The following is a 22,518-nucleotide window of genomic DNA, read 5'->3' on the forward strand; positions in this document are numbered from 1 at the left end:
ATCACCACCTCCACGGGCGTGCCGGACACGCCGCAATGGTCGCACGTGTCCCGTCACGCGCGGAGCGGTCGGTTCCGGGCCGAGGCCCGTCGTCGTTCCTGTGCAGCGGGCTTCGTCGGGTACGATCCGGGTACGTCGGCGCTAGAAAGGCAGCACGGTGCTGTACTGGTTGATGAAGCACGTCCTGCTGGGCCCGTTGCTCAGAACCGTGTTCCGCCCTTCGGTCGAAGGTGCGGAGAACGTGCCCTCCCAGGGGGGTGCGATCCTCGTCAGCAACCACCTCGCGGTCGCCGACTCGTTCTTCATGCCGCTGATGATGCCGCGGCGCGTGACGTTCCTGGCCAAGCGCGAGTACTTCACGGGAAGCGGTCTGAAGGGCAAGCTGCAGAAGTTCTTCTTCGCCGGTGTCGGCCAGGTCCCCATCGACCGGACCAGCGGGGCAGCCGCGCGCGCCGCCCTGGACACCGGGGTGCGGCTGCTGCGCGAGGGGTACCTGCTCGGGGTGTACCCGGAGGGCACGCGCTCCCCGGACGGCCGGTTGTACAAGGGCAAGACCGGTGTGGCCCGGATGGCGCTGGAAGCAGGCGTGCCGGTCGTCCCGGTCGCCATGGACGGCACGGACCGGGTGAACCCGCCGGGGTCGCGGATGTGGCACCCGCGCAAGGTGCGGGTGCACGTGGGAGAGCCGCTGGACTTCTCCCGCTACGCCGGGATGGCCGGCGACCGCTTCGTCGAGCGGGCGATCACCGATGAGCTCATGTACGCGCTGATGGAGCTGTCCGGGCAGCGCTACGTCGACGTCTACGCCGCCAAGGTCAAGGACGAGATGGCCGCCAGCGGGCGCGAGGTCGCCGGCTGGAGCGGACCGGAGCGCAAGGCCGGCTGAGCGGCACGCCGCCGCGCTCCGGGGGCTGCTGTCCGGGGCTGCTGCTGTTCCGGAGTCCGGTGGTCCGGGCCGCCGGGTGGCCCGGGTCTGCTGGCGGTCGGGTCCTCCGGTGGAGCGGGCCGGGCGTGCGCCCCGGTGCCGCTGCGGTTCGGGTCCCGCGGGAGCGCCGGACGGGACGCGCTGCGCAGTCCGCCGAGCGCCTGGTTCACCATGAAGGACCGGGACGGGCACCGCAGCGGTGCTGCCGCACCGGCGACTCCCGGGAGGAGCGGAGAGAAAGTGCAGGCCATCAGCGTTGGCTAGAAGGTTTTTCTACGACTGCGAGTTCATCGAGGACGGGAACACCATCGACCTGGTGTCGATCGGCGTGGTCGACGAGTCCGGACGCGAGTTCTACGCGGTGTCCACCGAGTTCGACGAGGGGCGCGCGGGCCCGTGGGTGCGGCGGTACGTGCTGCCGCAGCTGCCGCCGCCCTCGGACTCCGCGTGGTGTTCGCGGGCCCGCATCCGCGAGGACCTCTTCCGGTTCGTGACCGGGGGCGGTTCCGGCGACGTCGAGCTGTGGGCCTGGTACGCCGCCTACGACCACGTCGCGCTGGCCCAGTTGTGGGGGCCGATGCCCGCGCTGCCGGCCCAGATCCCGAAGTTCACCCGCGACCTGCGGCAGCGCTGGGAGGACGTCGGCAAGCCGCGGCTGCCCGCCCCGCCGGACAACGCGCACGACGCCCTGGCCGACGCGCGGCACAACCTGCGCCGCTGGAAGGTGATCGAGGAGACGGGGCGGCTCCTCGGGTACCCCAAGTGATCGACAGTGCTTGCTGCACCGATCCAGGCCGTGCCACTCTGGCGCCTCCGCGGTGAGATCTGCATCACCGCTTTCGGATCGCTCGACAGGAGGAGGTGGCGCGGATGCCGACTGGGATGCGGGTGGGCGTGCTCACCGGTGGCGGTGACTGCCCGGGGTTGAACGCCGTGCTGCGCGCGGTCACGCGGCGCGGCGTGTCCGAGTACGGCCACGAGATCGTGGGATTCCGCAACGGGTGGCAGGGCACGCTCGAGGGGGCGGTGCAGCCCCTCGGTCTCGACGACGTCGAGCACATCCTCGACCGCGGCGGCACCGTCCTCGGTTCCTCGCGCACGAACCCGTACGCGCTCGACGACGGGGTCGCCCGCCTCCAGCGCACGCTCGAGCGGGAACGCGTCGACGCGCTGGTGGCGATCGGCGGCGAGGACACGCTGGGCGTGGCCGAGCGGCTCGGCCGCGAGGGAGTGCCCGTGGTCGGCGTGCCGAAGACGATCGACAACGACCTCGCCGCCACCGACTACACCTTCGGCTTCGACACGGCGGTGCACATCGCCACCGAATCCATCGACCGGCTGCGCACCACGGCCGAATCGCACCACCGCGCGCTCGTCGTCGAGGTCATGGGCCGCCACGCCGGTTGGATCGCGCTGCACTCCGGGCTCGCCGGCGGTGCGAACGTGATCCTCGTGCCCGAGCAGCCGTTCAGCGTGCCCAAGGTCTGCGACTGGGTGCGGATGCGGTTCGAGCGCGAGTACGCGCCGATCATCGTCGTGGCCGAGGGAGCGGTCCCCGAAGGCGGTGCGGAGCTGCTCGCGACCGGCGAGCGGGACGCGTTCGGGCACGTCCGCCTCGGCGGCGTGGGCACGTGGCTGGCCGACGAGATCGCCGAGGCCACCGGGCACGAGTCCCGCGCGGTGGTGCTCGGGCACACCCAGCGCGGCGGACCGCCCACGGCCTACGACCGCGTGCTGGCCACCCGGTTCGGGCTGCACGCGATCGAAGCGGTCACCGCCGGCGAGTTCGGCAGCATGGTCGCGCTGCGCGGCACCGATGTCGTGCGCGTCCCGTTGCGCGAGGCGACTGCTGCGCTCAAGACCGTGCCGCTGGAGCGCTACGCCGAGGCCGAAGTGCTGTTCGGTTAGCGCACCACGTGTGACGCGCTTCTCCCGGGTGAAAAATCCGTGGCGGAGCCGCCTATTCTGGGGTGCGTGAACTGGACCGTAGACGTACCCGTTGACGAGCTCCCCGATCTCCCGCCGCTGCCGCCGGAGCTGCGGGCGCGTCTCGACGACGCGCTCGCCCGGCCCGCAGCGCAGCAGCCGCGATGGCCGGACCCGGAGCAGGCCCAGCAGGTCCGGCGGGTGCTGGAGAGCGTACCGCCGGTCACCGTGGCGTCCGAGGTCGACCGCCTGCGCGACAACCTCGCCGCCGTGGCCCGCGGTGAGGCGTTCCTGCTGCAGGGGGGTGACTGCGCCGAGACCTTCGCCGACAACACGGAGCCGCACATCCGCGGCAACATCCGCACGCTGCTGCAGATGGCCGTGGTGCTGACCTACGGCGCGAGCATGCCCGTGGTCAAGGTCGGCCGGCTCGCCGGGCAGTACGCCAAGCCGCGGTCCAAGGACACCGACGCCCTCGGCCTGCCCGCCTACCGCGGCGACATGGTCAACTCGCTCGCCGCGGACGAGAAGGCGCGCGAGCACGACCCGTCCCGGCTCATCCGCGCCTACGCCAACGCGAGCGCGACGATGAACCTCTCCCGCGCGCTGACCGGGGCCGGGATGGCCGCGCTGGCCAAGGTGCACGACTGGAACAAGGACTTCGTGCTCAACTCCCCGGCGGGGGAGCGCTACGAGTCGGTGGCCGCCGAGATCGACCGCGCCCTGCGGTTCATGTCGGCTTGCGGCGTCGACGACTCGAGCCTGCACTCCGTCGAGTTCTACGCCAGCCACGAGGCGCTCGTCCTCGACTACGAGCGGGCGATGCTGCGGCTGGAGAACCGCGACGGCACGCCCCGGCTGTACGACCTGTCCGGCCACTTCCTGTGGGTCGGGGAGCGGACGCGGCAGCTCGACGGCGCGCACATCGCCTTCGCCGAGCTGCTGGCCAACCCGATCGGCGTGAAGATCGGCCCGGACACGACGCCCGAGCAGGCCGTGGAGTACGTCGAGCGGCTCGACCCGCACCACGAGGCGGGCCGGCTGACGCTGGTCACCCGCATGGGCAACGACAAGGTCCGCGACGTGCTCCCGGCCATCGTGGAGAAGGTCAGCGCCTCCGGGCACGACGTGATCTGGCAGTGCGACCCGATGCACGGCAACACCCACGAGTCCAGCACCGGCTACAAGACGCGGCACTTCGACCGGGTCGTCGACGAGGTGCAGGGCTTCTTCGAGGTGCACCACAAGCTGGGCACCCATCCCGGTGGCGTGCACATCGAGCTGACCGGCGAGGACGTCACCGAGTGCCTCGGCGGGGCGCAGGACATCTCCGACACCGACCTCGGCGGTCGGTACGAGACCGCCTGCGACCCGCGGCTGAACACCCAGCAGTCGCTGGAGCTGGCGTTCCTCGTGGCGGAGATGCTGCGGAACTGATCCGACCGAGCAGCGGCGCGCGACGGCCGCGTCCCGCAGGGGATGCGGTCGTCGCGCGTACGCGTTCCCGGGCGGGGGCGGCTCCGGCCCGGCCGCGGCGCCTCAGCCGCGCCGTGAGCTCCGGTCGGTGTGCTCGCCCGCCCCCGCGGTGGCCGGTTCGTCGAGCGCGATGCCGGCCTCCGGGTGCGCGTCGTCCGGTGCGCTCGCGTCGCCGCGCGCCGGACGCGGCCCGTGCAGGTTCAGCGGGTCGAACCGGAGGAGGGAGGCGGCCGCCAGCAGCGCCAGCGCGACCACTCCGGCCATGTACGGCCAGTTGAACATCCCCTGCTCGCCATCGGGGTAGTAGGCGAGGACGAGCACCACCTGCCCGCCCACGAGGACCGTCAGCGCCCGCTTGGACCACGGCAGCGCGCACGCCAGGGCCATCGACCAGCTGAGGTACCACGGCAGCACGGTCGGGCCGAGCAGCGCCGCCGCGCACAGGGCGATCGCCGCGCGGCGGATCGCCTCGGCACCGCCGTTGCGGGCCTGCCACCACTGGTGCACGAGGACTCCGGCCAGGGCGAGCATGCCGAGGGCGCGACCGGTCTCGATGAACACGGCGCCGGGGACGTCGGCGAACAGCGAGACGAGACCGTGCACGGCCTGGCCGACTCCGGTGGGCACCGACAGGTAGTTGACGATGATGCTGGGCGCGGACAGGGCGGGCAGCCAGCCGAACCCGACACCGGCGACGGCCGTGCACGCGCCGAACACGGCTCCGAAGACGCCCAGCGCCGGCACCACCGAGCGCAGGAACCGCCACCCCAGGGGGCCTTCGCGGTTGCTGGCCCAGATCCACACGAGGAACGGCAGCAGCACTCCGGCGGTCGCCTTGATCGCCATGGCCACCGTCACCACCGCCACCGCGCTGACGTGGAAGCCGCGCAGCGCCAGCAGTGCTCCCGCGGCGAGCAGTCCGACCACGAGCAGGTCGTTGTGCGGCCCCCCGACGAGCTGCGTGACGGTCAGCGGGCTGGCCACCGCGATCCACAGCGCCACGGGCAGGCGTCCGCCGAGGTGGCGCACCAGCCCCGGCAGCACGGCCGCGAACAGCACCAGCCCGAGCAGCACCAGCAACCGGAACGCGATCACGCCCACGAGCACGTGCTCGCCGACGGCCCAGGCCATGACCGTGGAGATCGCGATGAACAGCGGCCCGTACGGCGCGGGCGTCGTGTGCCAGGTGGGGTGCACGTTCTCCGGGATCGGCCCGTTGAGCACGGCGGGACCGAGGGCGTACGGATCGAGGCCGTGCACGACCAGCAGCCCCTGGCCGAGGTAGCTGTACACGTCCCGGGTGAACAGGGGCGGGGCGATGAGCAGCGGAGCCATCCACGCGGCCCCGGCGAGCAGCACGCCGCGGGCCGGGACCAGGTGTGCCAGCACCCCGCGTCCGAGGCGGATCCACGCCCACAGCAGCACCGCGAAACCGAGGTAGGTGACCGCGAGGGCGAGCTCCCGGCCGTGCCCGTACCGGATCAGCGACAGCGGCCCGTCGCCGAGGACCGGATCGCGCATGAGCGTGCCACCTGCTCCGAGCGAGCCCAGCAGCACCAGCAGCGAGCCCGCCGCGCCCAGGGCGATCGTGCGCAGCGGAAGGGGGCCGCGGAACAGGTCGTGCCACCGCAGCGGGGAGGTGCGGGGCGGGGGCTCGGCGGCTTCGGGGAACGGCGTCGGGGAGTTCATCGGGGCCATGACGTGCCCCATAGTTCCATATCGTCCCGATCATGAGGGCATCGGCGGTACGCCCGCGTGGCCCCGGTTCGTGCCGAGATCGGGTTCGGCCTGGTCAGCGAGACGCGCAGGCGCGGGCGACCACCGGGACGCGAGCAACGTCACACACCGGTGGCCGCCGCGAGCGCTCCGCGGACGGTCAGAACGCGTTGACCGAGACGGTCGAGCCGGGTTCCACGCGCTGCCCGGCCATGGGCAGCTGTCCCAGCACGAGCCCGCCCTCGCGGTCGAAGAGGCTGCGCACCTTCAGCTGCAGACCCGCCTCGGCCGCCATCTGCTGTGCCTGCTGCACCGACTTGCCGTTGAAGTTCGGCACCGACACGGCGTTGGACACCACCACGCCGACGCGCGCCTCGCCCGACTGCTGCACGGTCGTGCCGCCCTCGGGGTCGGTGCGGATGACGTGACCGCCCGCCACGTCGCCGTTGAACTCCTCGCCCGCCACGTACGGCGTGAACCCGGCCTGCTGCAGCGCCTGGAAGGCCTCCTGCTGGGCGGCCCCCGACACGTCCGGGACCGGCACCGGGCGCGGACCCCTGCTGACCACGAGCTGCACCTGGGCACTGGAGGGCAGCCGCGTGCCGGGCTGCGGATCCACGCGGATGACGTGCCCCTCGGGAACCGTGCGGTGGTACTCCTCGCCGGCCCGCTGCGGACGCAGCTGCGCGTCGCGCAGCGCGCTTTCCGCGTCGGTCACGCTCGTTCCCGGTGCGATCTCCGGTACCTGCGGTTTGCCCAGCGAGACCACGACCCGCACCGAACCGCCCTCGGAGGCCCGCGAGCCGGCTTCCGGCGAGGTGCGCAGCACGAGACCTTCCGCTGTGTCGTCGTTGTGCTCCCGCGTGACCTCCGGCTGCAGCCCCGCCTCGCGGAGGGCGGTGGTGGCCTGCTGCTCCGGCTGGCCGGCCACGTGCGGCACGTCGACCTGTTGCCGCGCCCCGAGGTAGAACGCGCCGGCGCCGAGCAGGCCGACCAGCACCAGCACCCCGAGGGCCCACAGCAGTCCGCTGCGGCGCCAGCGCCGGCGGCCGGTCTCCACCGCGGCGATCTCCCGCGTGTCCGCGGCGTCCGCGCCCACCTCCTGCGCCGGGCGGGACAGCGCCCGCGTCCCGCGCGGGCCGGGGGAGTCCGCCGCCCCCGGGTGGTAGGCGCGCGTCTCCCGCAGCGGCGGTCCGGCCGGGGTCATCCGCTCGGTGCGCTCGGCATCGGTGGGCACCGGCACGGGCACCGGGGCGATGCCCAGGTCCTGGCGCAGCCGGACCAGCTCGGTGCGGAAGGCCTCCGCGTCGGCCGGCCGCTCCGCGGCATCGCGCCGGGTGGCGCGCACGGCCAGCGCGTCCACCGCCGGTGGCAGGTCGGGCAGTTGTTCCCCCGGCGGGGGCATGTCCTCGTTGACGTGCCGGTAGGCGACCGACAGCGCGTTGTCGGCGACGTACGGCGGCTGGCCGGTGAGCATCTCGTGGAGCACCACCCCGGCCGCGTACACGTCGCTGCGCGGGTCCGCGTCGCCGGTGGTGACCTGCTCGGGCGAGAGGTAGGCGACCGTGCCGAGGATGACGCCGCCGCTGGTGGTGCCCGCGGAGGCGGCGGCCCGCACCAGGCCGAAGTCGGCCACGTGCACGGTCCCGTCCGTGCCGATCAGCACGTTCTCCGGCTTCACGTCGCGGTGCACCATGCCCGCCTGGTGCGCCGCGCCCAGGGCGGACAGCACCGGTTCCAGCACGCTCAGCGCCACCGGCAGCGACAGGCGGCCGTGCTGCTGGATGAGGTCGCGCAGGGTGCAGCCGCGCACCAGCTGCATCACCAGGAACACGTGGTCGCCCGCGGGGCTGCGGTCCACGCCCTGGTCGTAGACGGCGACGATGTTCGGGTGGTCGAGCCGGGCCGCGGTGCGCGCTTCCCGCTCGAAGCGTTCCACGAAGGAGCGGTCCCCGGAGTGCTGGGAGTCCATCACCTTGATCGCCACGGGGCGATCCAGGCGCGTGTCCACACCGGTGTAGACGGTGGACATGCCGCCGCGCGCGAGCACCTCGTCCACCCGGTACCGGCCTTCCAGCAGGGAGCCGAGCAACGACGCGGACCCGTTGCGTCCGGAATCTTCCTCAGAAGCCATGTGTCGCCAACCCGAGTCGTCGTGTCCGGCCGATTGTGGCAGGTGAGCCAGGGCACGACGGACGCTGTGCGCCTGCGCCGCGGCACGCGGAACCGGTCTGCTCTCCGATCACGGGATCGATCGTAGGCGGCGCGGTTCACTGGTCCGTGTCCGGTGCCACGATCCAGGAGGGGCGGCCCGCGGTGTAGCCCGTCCGGTGCAACGCAGGTTCGGGGGCGGTGTGGCATCGTGGTTCACGTGAGTGCGATTCCTGCAGCTCCGGATGTACTCGCTCCCGAGGTGGAGCTCATCCCGATCCCCGAAGTGGCGAAGCGATTCAACCGACCGGTCACCCGGGTGCACCAGTTGATCCGCGAGGGTCAGCTGCTCGCCATGCGCCGCGACGGCGAGCTGAGCGTCCCGGCCGCTTTCCTCACCGAGGACGGCATCGTCAAGGGGCTCCCCGGCACGATCACGTTGCTCAGCGACGCCGGGTACCACCCCGACGAGATCTTGCGGTGGCTGTTCACCGAGGACGACACCCTCCCCGGCAGCCCCATCCAGGCGCTGTGCGAGAACCGGGGACGCGAGGTCAAGAGGCGGGCCCAGGCCATGGGCTTCTGAGCGCTCCGCGCCGGCTCCGCCCCCGGTGGTGCGGGCCGGTGGCGCTGCGGTGAAGTCGGAACGGCCCCGCGCGGGGGTGGGCGACGTGCCCGCTCCCGCGCGGGGGAGTACCCCCGCGGCTGCACCGCAGCCCGGGTGCCGGCCGCGCCGGTCAGCCGCCGGTGGCGCGCTGCCCGGTGCTGCTCTGCCCGGTGATCCGCTGCGCCGCGTGCTTGCCGGACAGCAACACCGAGGGCACGCCGACGCCGGGCGTCGTGCCGGAACCGGCGAGCACGACGTTGTCCCACCCGCGCGCCAGGTTGCGCTGCCGGAACGGACCGGTCTGCGCGAACGTGTGCGCCGCGGAGAACGGGGTGCCCGCCGCGAACCCCCGCGCGGCCCAGTCCGCCGGGGTCACCAGCGACAGGGTCTCGGGTTCGTCGCCGTCCGCGAGGAACCCGCGGCGCCGCAGCGTTCCCGCCAGCTCGTCCCGGTAGGCGGGGCCGACGCGGTCCCAGTCGATCGCACCGCTCCGCAGGTTCGGGCACGGCGCGAGCACGTACTGCAGCTCGCGGCCTGCGGGGGCGAGCGCCGCATCGGTGGCCGTCGGCCGCGTCACCAGCAGCGAGGGATCGCTCATGAGCCGCCCGCGGCTCAGCTCCGCGAACGTGCCCGACCACGCCGCGCCGAACGAGATCGTGTGGTGCGCGTCCGTCAGCGGGGCGCCGCTGCCCACGTGCCACACCACGGCCGAGTGCGCCCAGGTGGGCTCGCGCCGCGGCGCCCCTCCCAGCAGCCGCCACGTCTCCGGCAGGTCGGCGGTGCTGACCACGGCGTCGGCGGGCAGGCGGCCGGTCGTGGTGCGCAGCGCCGCGACCCGAGCGCCCCGGCGCTCCAGCCCGGTGACCTCCTCGCCGAACCGGAACCGCACCCCCGCTCCGGCAGCCGCCTCGGCCAGGGCCCGCGGCAGGGCGTGTGTCCCGCCGCGGGGGAACCACACGCCGCCCACCGTGTCCATGTAGGGGATCGCCGAGTACAGCGCCAGCGCCCGCTGCGGGCTCAACCCCGCGTAGAGCGCCTGGAACGAGAACACGCGCACCACGCGCGGATCGGACAGGAAGCGCCGCACGGCGCGCTCGAGCCGTCCGAACCCGCCCAGCCAGGCGACGCGGGCCAGCTCCGGCCGCAGCAGGTCGGCCGCCGAGTCAAAGTTCGCGTCGATGAACCGGTCCCGCTCCGCCCGGTACATCGCGGTCAGCCAGCGGCGCAGCCGCCGGTACCCGCGCGCCTCGCGAGGTCCGGCGAACCGCCGCACCTCCTCCTCCATCGCTTCGGCGTCGCTGTGCACGTCGAGGGCGCTGCCGTCGGCGAACCGCGCCCGGTAGGCGGGGTGCAGCGGCACCAGCTCCACCCGCTCGCGCAGCGAGTCGCCCACCGCGGCCAGCGCTTCGTCGAGCAGATCCGGCATCGTCACCACGGTCGGTCCGGTGTCGATGCGGTAACCGCCGCGCTCCTCCCGCCCGGCCCGGCCGCCGGGGACCGCGGCGCGCTCCACCACGGTGACCTCCCGGCCGGTCCCGGCCAGGTGCAGCGCCGCCGCCAGGCCGGCGAGCCCGGCGCCGATGACCACCACCCGGTCGGTCGGACCGGCCACCGCGCGCACGCGCGTCACCGGGCCCGATCGGTGACCGTCACCGCCAGTTCCGCCAACCGGGTCGCGGCGGGCTCGGCCAGGTCGGCGCTGCGCAGGGCGTGCATCGCCGAACCCGTGAGCTCGCTGATCCGCCGCTCCACCGCCGCGTCGGCTCCGACGCGGTGCAGCAGCTCCCGCACGCGCCGCACACCGGCCCCGGTCAGCTCCGGGTCGCCGAGCGCGGAGCGCAGCTCCTCCGCAGCGGCGGTGTCACCGCGCTGCTGCGCCTGGTCGAACGCTTCGGCCACGAGCACGGTCCGCTTGCCCTCGCGGAGGTCGTCTCCGGCGGGTTTGCCGGTCACCGCGGGGTCGCCGAAGACCCCGAGCAGGTCGTCGCGCAGTTGGAAGGCCACGCCGATGTCGGAACCGAAGCGGCGCAGCGCCGCCACCGCCTCCGGGGTGCCGCCGGCGATCTCCGCGCCCAGCTCCAGCGGCCGCTGCACCGTGTACGAGGCCGACTTGAGCGCGCACACGCGCAGCGCGGCCGCGGCGGACTCGTCCTCGCCGGCCTGGCCCAGCACGTCCAGGTACTGCCCGCCGAGCACCTCCGTGCGCATCGCCTGCCACGGGCGCATGCCGCGGCGCAGCGCACCGGCCTCCAGGCCGGCGTCGAAGAACATGTCGTCGGACCAGGTCAGCGCCAGGTCACCGAGCAGCACCGCGGCGGTCATCCCGAACTGCTCGGGCCGCCCGGCGTGCTCCGCCTCCCGGTGGTGGCGCGCGAACGCCCGGTGCACCGTCGGGTTGCCGCGCCGCGTGTCGGAGTCGTCGATGAGGTCGTCGTGCACGAGCGCGCACGCCTGCAGCAGTTCGAGGGAGCTGGCGGCCCGCAGCATCGCCGCAGCGGCGGGTCCGTGCGCCGCACCGCCGACGGCGCGCCACCCCCACCAGGCGAACGTGGGCCGCAGGCGCTTCCCACCGCCGAGGACGAAGCCGTCCAGCTCGGCGGCGGCGTCCCGGAAGGCCTCGCTGAACTCGGCCACCTCGCGCACGCGCCGCTGCAGGTAGTCGGTCAGCGCGCGGTGCACGTGCTCGGGCAGGTCGTCGTCGTAGCCGACGCCGCGCGGCGGGCCGTCGGGGACGGGTTCGGTGCGGGGGACGGACACGGTTCCATCCTCCGCGATACGCGCGTCACGCGGTCGGCGGGGGCGGTCCGGAGCAGTGCCGAACCCGCTGCGCTGCGCGACCGCTCGGAGTCACGACCGCGACTCCGGTACCGCACCAGCGGCTCCCTCCGGGGAGACGCGGGTGTGCAGGTGCGTCCGCAGCGCCAGCAGTCCGACGAGCACCGCCACGCCCAGCGTGCCCAGCCCCACGACCGCGGCCCAGAACGTCCACGGCCCGACGGCCGAGCTCGAGTACTGGTAGGTCACCGCCATGTGCGTGACCTCGCCGGGCTCGAGGTTCCAGGTCACCGTTCCCGCGCTCTCCTGCCCGTTGCTGTTGGTGATCTGCCCCGGCGCGCTGATCCGCACGAGCACCGAGGAGTTGGTGTTGGCCAGCGGGGTCAGGTCCACCCGCGCGTTGGCGTCGACGAGCGTGCCGTTCCGCCGCAGCGTGACCTCGTAGCGCGATTCGCTCGGGCTCAGCTCCTTGGCGAGGGTCTCGACCTCGTGGAAGGTCAGGTCGTGGAAGGACAGGTGCGATCCTTGCCGCCCCTCGGTGGTGTAGGGCTCGACGGTCACCCGGTCGGCCAGGTGCGGCGGCGGCTCCACCCGGAACGGTTCCTGCCCGGCGGCCGTTCGCGTGGAAACGCGCAGTTCGCCGGAAACGCGGTCGTCGTCGGTGATGTTGATCGACGCGCTCAGGTGCAGGCAGCCGGTGAGCGCGACGGTCGCCGCGACGAGCAGCGCCACGAGCAGCGCGGTGCGCGCACCCCGCGGACGCCGGCGGCGGTTCGTGGTGTCCACGGAACTGAGAGTGGCACGAGGCCGCCGGCTTCGCCGGGTGCTCGCCACGCGCCGGTGAACCCCGGTGCCCAGCGCGGGAGCATTCCGGCGAAGCGCTCGCACCTGCGGCGGAGAAGACCGCGCTCGCGGCGCCGCCGCGCGGTAGCGTGTCCGCATGGCAGTTGATCGTGACGGCATCCATGCCGAGAGTGACCAGTACGTGGCGGATCTGGTGGCGCTCGACCCGATCGCGGGCACCGCGCTCGGCATCTCCGGTGGCGAGGACAGGCTCACCGACTACTCCCCGGACGGCCACCGCGCCCGCGCCGACCTCGCCAAGCGCGCGCTCGCCCGCGTCAGCGGCGCCGAACCGCGCGAGGAGGGCGAACGCGTGGCGCAGGCCGTGTTCCGGGAGCGCGTCGGCCTGGACGTCGAACTGCACGAGTCCGGTGCGGACATGTCCGCGCTGAACGTGATCGCCAGCCCCGTGCAGGACCTGCGCCAGGTCTTCGACCTCATGCCCGGGGACACCCCGGAGCAGTGGCGCACCATCGCGCGGCGGCTCGCGGCGATGCCCGAGGCCGTCGGAGGGTTGTGCGCGAGCCTGCGCGAGGCGGCCCGCGGGGGTGACGTGGCCGCGGCGCGCCAGGTCCGCCGGGTCGCCGAGCAGTGCGACACCTGGTCCGGCAAGGACGGTTCGGAGTCCTTCTTCGCCGCGATGATCAACCGCGCCGGGCAGCAGGAGCCCGCGCTGCACCGGGAACTCGAGCGCGGCGCGGAGCTCGCCGCCGGCGCCTACGGGGACCTGGCCGAGTTCCTCCGCACCGAGCTGCTGCCGCAGGCGCCGGCCAAGGACGCGGTCGGCGAGCAGCGCTACCGGTTGTGGTCGCGGTACTTCCTCGGGGCGCGCCTCGACCTGCGCGAGGCCTACGAGTGGGGTTGGGCCGAGTTCACCGCGCTCGAGGGGGAGATGCGCGAGCTGGTCGACGGCATCAGCAGCGGCTCCTCGGTCGCCGAGGTCGCGCGTGCGCTCGACGAGGACGAGCGCTACCGGATCCGCGGGCAGGACGCGCTGCGGGACTGGATGCAGCAGCTCGCCGACACGGCGATCGGCGAGCTGGCCGGCGTGGAGTTCGACATCCCGGAACCGCTGCGCACCCTCGAGTGCCGCATCGCGCCGCCGGGCGGCGGGGTCGGGGCGTACTACACCGGCCCCACCGAGGACTTCCAGCGCCCCGGGCGGATGTGGTGGTCGCTCCCGCAGGACCGCACCGAGTTCCCGGTGTGGCGCGAAGTCCCGGTCGTCTACCACGAAGGCGTTCCGGGGCACCACCTGCAGGTGGGCACGGCGGTGCACGAGGCGCAGCGGCTCAACAGGTTCCAGCGGCTGGCGTGCTTCGTCTCGGCCCACGGCGAGGGGTGGGCGCTGTACGCCGAGCGGCTCATGCGCGAGCTCGGTTACCTGCAGGACCCGGCGTACCTGCTGGGCATGCTCAACGAGCAGCTGTTCCGCGCCGCCCGGGTGGTCGTGGACATCGGCATGCACCTGGAGCTGGAGATCCCCCGCGGGACCGGGTTCCACGAGGGGGAGCACTGGACGCCCGAGCTCGGTCGGGAGTTCCTGCTGCAGCGCACCGTGGCCGATCCGGAGCACGTCCGCGACGAGGTCGACCGCTACTTGGGTTGGCCGGGGCAGGCCCCCTCGTACAAGCTCGGGGAGCGGTTGTGGCGCGCCGCCCGGGACGAGGCGCACCAACGCCACGGGGCGTCCTTCAGCCGCAAGGAGTTCCACCGCCGGGCGCTCGAGCTCGGGCCGATGGGGCTGGACACGTTGCGCGAGCAGCTCGCGCGGATCTGATCCGGCGCCACCGGGCGGCGGGGACACCGCGCGCCGGGCCACCGCGGCGGGACTCGCGCGAGCGCCGTCCGGTGCGGGCTCCCGCCGCGGGTGGTGCGCGGGCGGAGGCCGCGGACCACCCGCTGGTGCTCCGCCAGCTCGCCTGGGCGCACCGGCGGGTGCGGTGCTACTGCTCGGCGTCCTCGCACGGCAGCGAGCGGCCGAGCACGGCGAAGGGGCGCGGGTCCCCGGCGAACCGGTGCTGGCGCAGCACGTCCTGGAACCCCATGCGCCGGTACAGCCGCCACGCGCGCGTCGGTCCCTCCGGGGTGGACAGCAGCACCGCCGCCGCGGGCGCGGGGGACAGCAGCCGGCGGGCGACGTCCTCGCCGAGTCCGGAGCCCTGCCAGTCCGGGCGCACGTGCAGCTCGGTGAGCTCGAAGTAGTCGTCGAGCCACCCCTCCGGGGAGAGCCCCGCGTGCACCATCCCCCGGCGCACCTGCTCGTGCCACCACTGGCCGGGGGTTCCGAGGTAGCCGTAGCCGATGCCGACGAGCTCGTCCTCGTCGCTGACCGCACCGATGCAGCGCCAGCCGGGGCGCAGCATGTGCGCGGTCCACATCGGGGCGCGCTGCTGGGCCGTGGCCTCGGGGTAGTTCATCGCGGCGATGTACAGCGACAGCGCTTCGGCCAGCCGGGCGCGGAGGTCGTGCGCGGAGAACTCCGCGAGCCTGGCGCAGCGTGGGGATGGTGCGGCGGTCACGGCCCGCACACTAGCGCTTCTCGCCGCCGCGTGGGGAGCGCCGCCGGGTGGGGAGAACCGGGGCGCGGTGCGCTTCCCGGCCGCGTCCGCTCGAACCGGGTGCCGTTCGAACGGGCAGTCGAACGCTCACTCGAACTGGCGATCGAAAACGCCTTGAACCGCGGTCGGCGGAGATCTACAGTCGAACATGTCGAACGGACATTCGAACGGCTTTCTTCGCGAGTCGGTGCTTCCTTCGTGAGCCGGCGCCTCCTTCGTGAGTCGAAGTCCGTGAGCAGGAGTATCCGTCTGGAGGTCTGTCATGGCGTCATCGCTCGAATCCGCCACCCAACCGCCGCTGATCCCCGTGCAGCGGAATTCCGAACGGCCGGTGGGCGCACCGCGGCACGCCGCGTGCCCCTCGGGGCCGCTGTCCCTGCTCGCCCAAGCGCGCAACTGCTGCGAACTCGCCCAGGACGCCGAGACCGCCGAGCAGCGGTACGTGGAGGCGCACATCGCTGCGTTCCGCGCGGCAACGGCGCTGGTCCTGGCGCGCTCCCGGTACCGCACGAGCGCGAAACCCGCCAGCGTGTGGTCGCTGCTGACCGAGGCGGTCCCCGAGCTGCGCGAGTGGGCCGGCTACTTCGCCGCGCGCTCGGAGCGCAGGGCCGCGGTGGAAGCGGGGGCCCGCATCTCCGGGGAGGAAGCCGAGGAGCTGCAGCTCCGCTCGGGTGAGTTCCTCGCCGTCGCCGAGCGCAGCCTGCTGGAGGTGCTGTCGTGAGCCCGGGGCACGCGCACGCGGGGGCGAAGGAGGGCCTCCTACCGCCCGGGCGGGGCGGGGACGGATGCACCGGGTCCGCACGGCGCGCTGAGAGCACGGACCGGCTGGGCCCGCTGTCGTGCGCGGCGCGCGCTCCCACCCCCGAGGGGCTGCGTGAAACCCTCGGCAAGGAGGGGCGCGCCTTCGCCGACAGCGCGCGGCGGTGCCGGGAGGAGGCACCGGTCTCCGGGGCTTCCGGGAGAACGGCCGGTGAGACGGTCCGGCACCTGGTCGGCGAGTACGACGCGGCACTGGGCCGGTTGGACACGCGGCAGCGGACCGCATCAGCGCAGGCCACCCCGGAGCAGGTCACCCCTGGGCGCACGGACGTGGCCGCCCCGGTGGAGCGGTTCGTCGACCGCTTGGCGGCGCTGCTGGCCGAATTCGGGACCCGCTCGCCGTGGGAATCGTGCTCCACCTGGTGGCCCGCGGACGGCACGGTCCGCTTCTGGCTGCGGCGACTGACCCATGCCACGCTCCTCGGGCGCGTCGACGTGGAGTCGGCCACCGGTGAAGGACACGGTCCCGTGCCCACCGCGATCGCCGAGGACGGCATCGACGAGGTGCTGCGGCTGTGGTTCGCCCACCGGCTGCCCGTGCTCGGCATGGCCGGTACGCACCCCTGCGCGGTGCACGTGCGCACCCCGGGCAACAGTTGGATGGCCTGCGCGGATGAGCGCGGTGTCGCGCTGTGGCCACCACGGGAGTGCCCACGTGGTGCGGATGCGGTGGTCACGGGTGATCCGGATCGTGTCTACCTGTGGTTGTGGGGACGCCTGCCGGACCGGGCGGTGACCATCGCCGGGGACGTGCGGGCCACGGCTCAGCTGTGGGGGCTTCTCCGGCTGTCCACGCACGGCGTGTCCTGACCAGGACCGCTCCTGAACGCCGCGCCGGTGCGCTGTGCCGGTCACGGGTCCGATCCGGGGCGCTCTCCGGAATCCCGGAGCCGGGAGCAGTTCGACGTCAGGAGCGCAACCGCAACCCCTTCGGCGTGACGCGGAACCCGGCCTCGGTGAGCAGCTCGGCCAACCGCGTTCCCCAAACTCCCTCGCCATCGGTGCGGCGCACCGTCACCTGCTCCAACCACCCGTGCTGGACCGCCTTCGCCAGGCCGGCCGCCCCCGCGCGCAGGAGCGACTCGTCCGTGGTGAACGACAGCAGCGACCGCCCACCACGTTCCAGGTAGAACACGGCCTGCCCCGCGACCAGCACCACGAGTGCGCCGGCTTTGCGACCCGGGCGGTGCCGCGTCTCGCTTCGCGGTTCGGGCCAGTCCAGCGCAGCACCGAACGGCTGCGCCGGGTCGGCCGCGGCGAGCACGAGGGCCGCGTCCTCGCTCTCCGCGGAGTCCTCGGAGGTGGAGAAGGAACGCAGGCGGTCGATCGCCCCCGGCACGGCGAACTGCGCGGCACCGAGTCCCTCGACGACGTAACCGCGCCGGCAGTGGCCCGACTCCTCCATCGTGCGCAGCACTTTGTACACGGCGGAGAACCCGCCGGTGTGGCGCTCGATGTCCAGCGCGCCCCGCGTGAGCACCCCGTGCCGCTCGAGGAACGACTCGGTGCGCGCATGTGCCCGCCGCGTGGCGTCCTCGCTGGACAGTGGCGCGAGAGACCACCGTCCGGACACTGTGGGCGGACCGGTCCGACTCGGCATGTTCGGGCGCCCCGCCCGCAGGCCCGCGTACCGCCCGCGCGGAGCGGAACGCCGGGGGCGGTGCTTCGCCGTCCCGCCGCCGAGGCTCGCCCGCAGCGGAGAGAGGGTGTCGTTGGTGATCCGCCCCGCCCACACCAGGTCCCACAGCGCCGTGGTGACCTCCTCGTCAGAGGGCGCAGGTTCCCCACGGGCCACCTGCTCCTGCCCGACGCGGTCGGCCAGCTGCCGGAAGAACAACGCACCTCCTGCCAACGCCGTCTGCACCGCCTGCTGCAGCGGTGCGTCGAGCGGCTCCTCCGGCAGGTCCGGCAGCAGCAGGTCCGCCACATCCGTCGGCGCCACCGCGATCCAGCCGTCCCCGCCGGCCAGCGCCCCGGATCCGACCCAGGTCACTTCGCCGCTCGAGGTCAGCTCGTCCAACAGCGCCGGCCGGTACCCGGGCAGCCGGGCCGGCAGGAGCAACGACTCCAGGGCGCTGGCGGGGACCGGAACACCGGCGAGCTGTTCGACGACCGCGTAGGTGTCCTCGGCGGTCGGCGCGTGCCGCTGCTGCGCGCCGATGCCGTGCCACGACGGCAGGAACCGGACCAGAGCGCGCTGGTCGACGGGTTCGACCTCGGCCCGCAGACGCGCCAGCGAGGCTCGTCGCAGCCGCCGCAGCACCTCGCTGTCGCAGTACTCGAGCGTGCCCCCACCACCCGCCTGCAGGGGGCGCAGTTCGCCGTTGACGAGCCGGCCGCCGGCCGTCAACTGGTCGAGCACGCTGTGCACCACGCTGACGCCGAGGCCGAAGCGCTGAGCCGCGGACTCGGCGGTGAACGGCCCGCGGCACCGGGCGTGGCGGATCAGCAGCTCAGCGAGCGGGTGCGCGGACGGTTCGGTGAACGCCTCCGGCACTCCCACGGGCAGCGCCACCCCGAGGGCGTCGCGCACCCTGCCCGCGTCCTCGATGGGGATCCACCGCGGTTCTCCGGCGATGCGCACGTGCAGCACCCGGTGCTGCGCCTGCAGCTGTTCCAACCACTCCGCCCGGACACCCCGCTGCTCGGCCTCCCGCGTGGACAGATCACCGAGCGAGGCCAGCACGTCCATCGTGGACTCGACGTCGAAGGCGCGGCGCTCCTCGCTGAGCCGCTGCAGCCGCTGCTCCACCTCGACGACCACGTCCGGATCGAGCAGCTCGCGCAGCGCCTCGGACCCCAGGAGCTCGCTCAGCAGTGTGGAGTCCAGGCTCAACGCGGCCGACCGGCGTTCCGCCAGCGGCGCGTCCGACTCGTACAGGAACATCCCCACGTAGCCGAACAGCAGGTTCCGCGCGAACGGTGACGGGCTCGGCGTCTCCACCTCGACCGCCCGGGTCCGCCGCGCCGCCACGTCCCGCATGACCTCGGTCAGCCCGGGCACGTCGTAGACGTCCTGCAAGCACTCCCGCATCGCCTCCAGCACGATCGGGAACTCCTCGTACCGCGAGGCCACGGACAGCAGCTGCGCCGCCCGCTGGCGCTGCTGCCACAGCGGGGTTCGCCGCCCGGGATCGCGCCGCGGCAGCAGCAACGCGCGCGCGGCGCACTCCCGGAACCGCGCGGCGAACAGCGCCGAACCGCCGACCTCGTCGGTGACGGCCTGCCGCACCTCGTCCGGATCGAACAGCACGTCCTCGGCGGTGGGCACCACCTCGCCGCCGGACTCGTCCCACGCGTCGGCCATCCGCAGCACGATGCCGTCGTCGGAGGCGGCCACCTGGGCGTCGACCCCGCGGCGCTCGCGCAGCCGCGCGCCGATGAGCAGCGCCCACGGATCGTTCACCGGCGCGCCGAACGGCGAGTGCACCACCAGCCGCCAGTCGCCCAGCTCATCGCGGAACCGCTCGACCACCACGGTGCGGTCGTCCGGCACGTGCCGCGTCGCCTGCCGCTGATCGGCCACGTAGGAGAGCAGGTTGTCCTGCGCCCACTTGTCCAGCCCGGCCGCGGCGATGCGCTCGCGCGCCGCGTCCTCCTCCGCGGAAGCCAGCTCCCGGACGAAGGCCCCCAGCGCGCGCCCCAGCTCCAGCGGGCGCCCCGGCGAGTCCCCGCGCCAGAACGGCATCCGCGCCGCCTGCCCGGGGGCGGGCACGACCACGACCCGGTCGTGGGTGATGTCCTCCACCCGCCACGCCGAGGTCCCCAGCAGGAACGTGTCCCCGACGCGCGACTCGTAGACCATCTCCTCGTCGAGCTCGCCCACGCGCGTGCCGCCGCGGCCGTCCCCCTCACCCGGTGTCGTCACGAGGAACAGCCCCCGGTCCGGGATCGTGCCCCCGGAGGTGACGGCCAGCCGCTGCGCCCCGGGGCGGGCCCGCAGCTCCTCGTCGACCCGGTCCCACACCAGACGCGCCCGCAGATCGCCGAACTCCTCGCTCGGATAGCGGCCCGCGAGCATGTCCAGCACCGCGCGCAGCGCGGAATCCGGCAACCCCGCGAACGGCGCGGCCCTGCGCACCACACCGGCCAGCTCGGCGAACCCCCAGTCCGCCATCGCCACCATCGCCACGACCTGCTGGGCCAGCACGTCCAGCGGGTTGCGCGGGTAGGAGAGCTCCTCGATGAGCCCCTCGGCCATCCGCTCGCCGACCACCGCGCAGCCGATGAGGTCCCCGCGGAACTTGGGGAACACCACCCCGTGCGAAGCCGCGTCCACGTGGTGCCCCGCCCGCCCGATGCGCTGCAACCCGGAGGCCACGCTCGGCGGCGTCTCCACCTGGATCACCAGGTCGACCGCGCCCATGTCGATGCCCAGCTCCAGCGAGGAGGTGGCCACCACGCAGGCCAGCGAGCCGGACTTGAGCTCGTCTTCCACCTGCGAGCGCTGCTCCCGGGACATCGACCCGTGGTGCGCCCGCGCCACAGTGCGGTCGCTGCCCGCGGTCACACCGGACGCGCCCGGAGCCGCGGCCGGGAACTCGGCCACCGCGGGCTCGTCCCCCTCCTGCTCGGCTGCGAGCTCGTTGAGCCCCGCGGTGAGGCGTTCGGCCAGCCGGCGCGAGTTGGCGAACACGATCGTCGACCGGTGCTGCCGCACGAGCTCGAGCACGCGCTCCCGCACCGACGGCCAGATCGAGGCGTGCCGGTCCGCCCCCGCCGCTGAGGCCGCAGCAGGCCGCCCCGCCCCGGTGGGCCCCTCCGCGCCGCTCAGCTCGGCCATGTCCGGAACCGGCACCTCCACCCGCACCTCGACCTGCTTGGGGTGCTCCGGCTGCACCAGGCGCACCGGGCGCCCGCCTGCCAGGTACGTGCGGACCTCGTCGACCGGGCGGACCGTCGCCGACAGGCCGATCCGCTGCGCCGGCCGCGGCAGCAGCGCGTCCAGCCGCTCCAGCGACAGCGCCAGGTGCGCCCCGCGCTTCGTGCCCGCGACGGCGTGCACCTCGTCGAGGATCACCGTCCGCACACCGCGCAGCGCCTCCCGCGCCGCGGAAGTCAGCAGCAGGAACAGCGACTCGGGGGTCGTCACCAGCACGTCCTGCGGTTTGCGGGCGAACGAGCGGCGGGCCTCGGAGGGCGTGTCCCCGGTGCGCACCCCCACGGTGATGTCCGGGGGCTCCTCCCCGCGGCGCTGCGCGGCCTGGCGCATCCCCGCCAGCGGCGAGCGCAGGTTCCGCTCGATGTCCGCCGCGAGCGCCTTCATCGGTGACACGTAGAGCACGCGGCAGCGGTGCTGCGGGTCCTGCGGCGGGCCGGTGGCCGCGAGCCGGTCCAGGCTCGACAGGAACGCCGCCAGCGTCTTGCCCGAACCGGTCGGGGCGACGACCAGGGTGTGCTCGCCGGCCGCGATGGTGCTCCACGCGCCGTGCTGGGCGCGCGTGGGAGCGGCGAACGCTCCGCGGAACCACTCCTGCGTGGCGGGGGAGAACGCCTCCAGCACGTCGTCCATGCCCCCATGCTGGCGCACGGGACCGACACCGCACCGGGGACGCGCGTGCGGTGCGCGGCGTGTCGGGCGTCAGCGGTTGCGCTGATCCCACAGGAACTTCACGGCGAGCACCACGACGACGAGCAGGCCCGCCCCGATGACGAGCTTGCCGAGCGGCGTGGTCAGGCCGGTGGGATCGGCCTGGGCGAGCAGCAGCACCATGCCTCCAGCGTACGAAGCACCCGTAAGCTGGTCGGCGATGCGTCACACCTTGTTCCGCGAGCGGATGACCGCCGAGTTCGGCGAGCTCCGCGCCGACATGCTCGCGCGCGACCACGTGCTGACCTCGCTCGGGGGGCGCACCGTCGACGAGGCGATCGAGGCCGGGACGCCGCCGAAGGAGGTCTGGAACGCGGTGTGCGAGGAGTTCGGCGTGCCCGCGGCCCGCCGGTAGCCGCTGGACCGGCGGCTACCGGCGGTGCGGTCAGGTCACCGCGGCGGAACCTCCGGGTGCTCCGGTTCGGAGTAGTCGGCCCACGGGTTCTGCGAGCTGATCTGCCGCTCCGGGCTGCGCCCGTGCGAGGCGTGGTGCGCGTAGGCCCGCTGCCGCTCCGCGCGCTGGTGCTCCCGCGCCCGGGCGCGCACGAGCCGGTCCTGCTCCGGCGTGGGGTGCCCCTCGGCGAAGGCGATCTCGGCGCGCGCCAGCGGGGTGAGCTCCTCGACGCGTCGTTCGTCCGCGGCGCGCTGCTCCGGCACCTCGTCCGTGGGCGGTTCGTGGTGGCGGTAGCGCACGAACGGGTTGTCCTCCGGCAGCCCGCCGCTGATCCGCCCGTAGGAGCCGAGGAAGACCAGCAGCAACCCGGCGACGAAGCTGAACACCACGTTCTCGAAGCGGAACGCCAGCACGTTCCACGGGGTGTTGATCAGGCCGAGGTTGACCAGCCCGGACAGGAAGAACAGCCCCCCGATGGTCGTCGTGGTGGTGGAGGCCACGAGACCGCCCCAGGCCGCGGCGCCCACCAGGACGACGCCGACCACCACGGAGATCAGCGCCAGGAGCCCGTTGCTGGACAGGCCGAGGACGTCGATGCCGCGGGTGGTGAACAGCGGGACGCTGTTCGACAGCCCGAGCGCTCCGAAGATCGCCAGTCCGGCTCCGAAGATCGCGGAACCGACCCGGTAGATTCGGCTCAACGGGTGGTCTGCTGGCAGATAACGATCCATCCGC

18 protein-coding genes are annotated in these 22,518 nt (G+C 73.8%); 9 read left to right on the forward strand and 9 right to left on the reverse strand.

What is annotated here, in order from left to right; translation table 11 throughout:
* The first annotated feature begins 157 nt into the window (after positions 1-157).
* From ACYVJE_RS11180 to ACYVJE_RS11195, 4 genes are all read left to right on the forward strand, one after another.
* Entirely contained in the window at positions 158-886 is a 729-nt protein-coding gene (locus tag ACYVJE_RS11180; protein WP_461144393.1) for a lysophospholipid acyltransferase family protein, read from the forward strand.
* Between the two features lie 295 nt (positions 887-1,181).
* The gene (locus ACYVJE_RS11185; RefSeq protein ID WP_459158986.1) at positions 1,182-1,691 is read left to right on the forward strand and encodes a polyadenylate-specific 3'-exoribonuclease AS; all 510 of its coding nucleotides are present in this window, start codon (positions 1,182-1,184) and stop codon (positions 1,689-1,691) included.
* 116 nt (positions 1,692-1,807) lie between these two features.
* The gene (locus ACYVJE_RS11190) at positions 1,808-2,833 is read left to right on the forward strand and encodes a 6-phosphofructokinase (RefSeq protein WP_461144499.1); all 1,026 of its coding nucleotides are present in this window, start codon (positions 1,808-1,810) and stop codon (positions 2,831-2,833) included.
* Positions 2,834-2,887: 54 nt separating this feature from the next.
* Positions 2,888-4,288, forward strand: coding sequence for a class II 3-deoxy-7-phosphoheptulonate synthase (locus ACYVJE_RS11195; RefSeq protein ID WP_459159943.1), 1,401 nt, complete (start codon positions 2,888-2,890; stop codon positions 4,286-4,288).
* A gap of 102 nt (positions 4,289-4,390) precedes the next feature.
* Here ACYVJE_RS11195 and mptB read toward each other — a convergent pair whose 3' ends face one another.
* Together mptB and pknB are read right to left on the reverse strand one after the other, a co-directional pair.
* On the reverse strand, positions 4,391-6,016 hold the full coding sequence (gene mptB / locus ACYVJE_RS11200) for a polyprenol phosphomannose-dependent alpha 1,6 mannosyltransferase MptB (protein WP_461144394.1): 1,626 nt from the start codon (positions 6,014-6,016) through the stop codon (positions 4,391-4,393).
* A 187-nt stretch (positions 6,017-6,203) separates the two neighbouring features.
* Entirely contained in the window at positions 6,204-8,177 is a 1,974-nt protein-coding gene (gene pknB / locus ACYVJE_RS11205) for a Stk1 family PASTA domain-containing Ser/Thr kinase (protein ID WP_461144395.1), read from the reverse strand.
* Positions 8,178-8,414: 237 nt separating this feature from the next.
* On the opposite strand from pknB, the gene ACYVJE_RS11210 reads away from it, so the two are divergent.
* Positions 8,415-8,780, forward strand: coding sequence for an Rv2175c family DNA-binding protein (locus ACYVJE_RS11210; RefSeq protein WP_459158989.1), 366 nt, complete (start codon positions 8,415-8,417; stop codon positions 8,778-8,780).
* A 151-nt stretch (positions 8,781-8,931) separates the two neighbouring features.
* Here ACYVJE_RS11210 and crtI read toward each other — a convergent pair whose 3' ends face one another.
* From crtI to ACYVJE_RS11225, 3 genes are all read right to left on the reverse strand, one after another.
* Positions 8,932-10,422 carry a phytoene desaturase family protein gene (gene crtI / locus ACYVJE_RS11215; protein WP_461144500.1) on the reverse strand — a complete coding sequence of 497 codons (1,491 nt, stop codon included), beginning with the start codon at positions 10,420-10,422 and terminating at the stop codon, positions 8,932-8,934.
* Between the two features lie 5 nt (positions 10,423-10,427).
* Positions 10,428-11,558, reverse strand: a complete 1,131-nt coding sequence (locus tag ACYVJE_RS11220; protein WP_461144396.1) for a polyprenyl synthetase family protein — start codon at positions 11,556-11,558, stop codon at positions 10,428-10,430.
* Positions 11,559-11,648: 90 nt separating this feature from the next.
* A complete protein-coding gene (locus tag ACYVJE_RS11225; protein ID WP_461144397.1) occupies positions 11,649-12,362 on the reverse strand; it encodes a DUF3153 domain-containing protein in 714 nt (237 codons plus the stop codon).
* 154 nt (positions 12,363-12,516) lie between these two features.
* Between ACYVJE_RS11225 and ACYVJE_RS11230 the strand changes: the two genes are divergently transcribed.
* Complete coding sequence (locus tag ACYVJE_RS11230) at positions 12,517-14,199, forward strand: DUF885 domain-containing protein (protein ID WP_461144398.1); 1,683 nt, start codon at positions 12,517-12,519, stop codon at positions 14,197-14,199.
* 166 nt (positions 14,200-14,365) lie between these two features.
* Here the strand turns inward: ACYVJE_RS11230 and ACYVJE_RS11235 are convergent, their stop codons facing one another.
* Complete coding sequence (locus ACYVJE_RS11235) at positions 14,366-14,941, reverse strand: GNAT family N-acetyltransferase (protein WP_459158993.1); 576 nt, start codon at positions 14,939-14,941, stop codon at positions 14,366-14,368.
* 301 nt (positions 14,942-15,242) lie between these two features.
* Between ACYVJE_RS11235 and ACYVJE_RS11240 the strand changes: the two genes are divergently transcribed.
* The gene (locus tag ACYVJE_RS11240; protein ID WP_461144399.1) at positions 15,243-15,701 is read left to right on the forward strand and encodes an SAV_6107 family HEPN domain-containing protein; all 459 of its coding nucleotides are present in this window, start codon (positions 15,243-15,245) and stop codon (positions 15,699-15,701) included.
* Positions 15,698-16,609: a maleylpyruvate isomerase N-terminal domain-containing protein gene (locus tag ACYVJE_RS11245; protein WP_459158995.1), complete on the forward strand. Its 912-nt coding sequence runs from the start codon at positions 15,698-15,700 to the stop codon at positions 16,607-16,609. The genes ACYVJE_RS11240 and ACYVJE_RS11245 overlap by 4 nt, the downstream gene beginning before the upstream one ends.
* 97 nt (positions 16,610-16,706) lie before the next feature.
* On the opposite strand, the gene ACYVJE_RS11250 is transcribed toward ACYVJE_RS11245, so the two are convergent.
* Together ACYVJE_RS11250 and ACYVJE_RS11255 are read right to left on the reverse strand one after the other, a co-directional pair.
* Positions 16,707-21,311 (reverse strand): ATP-dependent helicase, encoded by a 4,605-nt coding sequence (locus ACYVJE_RS11250; RefSeq protein ID WP_461144400.1) that lies wholly within the window; start codon positions 21,309-21,311, stop codon positions 16,707-16,709.
* 69 nt (positions 21,312-21,380) lie between these two features.
* Complete coding sequence (locus tag ACYVJE_RS11255) at positions 21,381-21,512, reverse strand: hypothetical protein (RefSeq protein ID WP_459158997.1); 132 nt, start codon at positions 21,510-21,512, stop codon at positions 21,381-21,383.
* Positions 21,513-21,549: 37 nt separating this feature from the next.
* On the opposite strand from ACYVJE_RS11255, the gene ACYVJE_RS11260 reads away from it, so the two are divergent.
* Positions 21,550-21,744 (forward strand): DUF3046 domain-containing protein, encoded by a 195-nt coding sequence (locus tag ACYVJE_RS11260; RefSeq protein WP_461144401.1) that lies wholly within the window; start codon positions 21,550-21,552, stop codon positions 21,742-21,744.
* Positions 21,745-21,779: 35 nt separating this feature from the next.
* Here the strand turns inward: ACYVJE_RS11260 and ACYVJE_RS11265 are convergent, their stop codons facing one another.
* Positions 21,780-22,514: a DUF4383 domain-containing protein gene (locus ACYVJE_RS11265; RefSeq protein WP_461144402.1), complete on the reverse strand. Its 735-nt coding sequence runs from the start codon at positions 22,512-22,514 to the stop codon at positions 21,780-21,782.
* Between the last annotated feature and the right edge of the window lie 4 nt (positions 22,515-22,518).

This window comes from Salinifilum aidingensis (assembly GCF_054782015.1).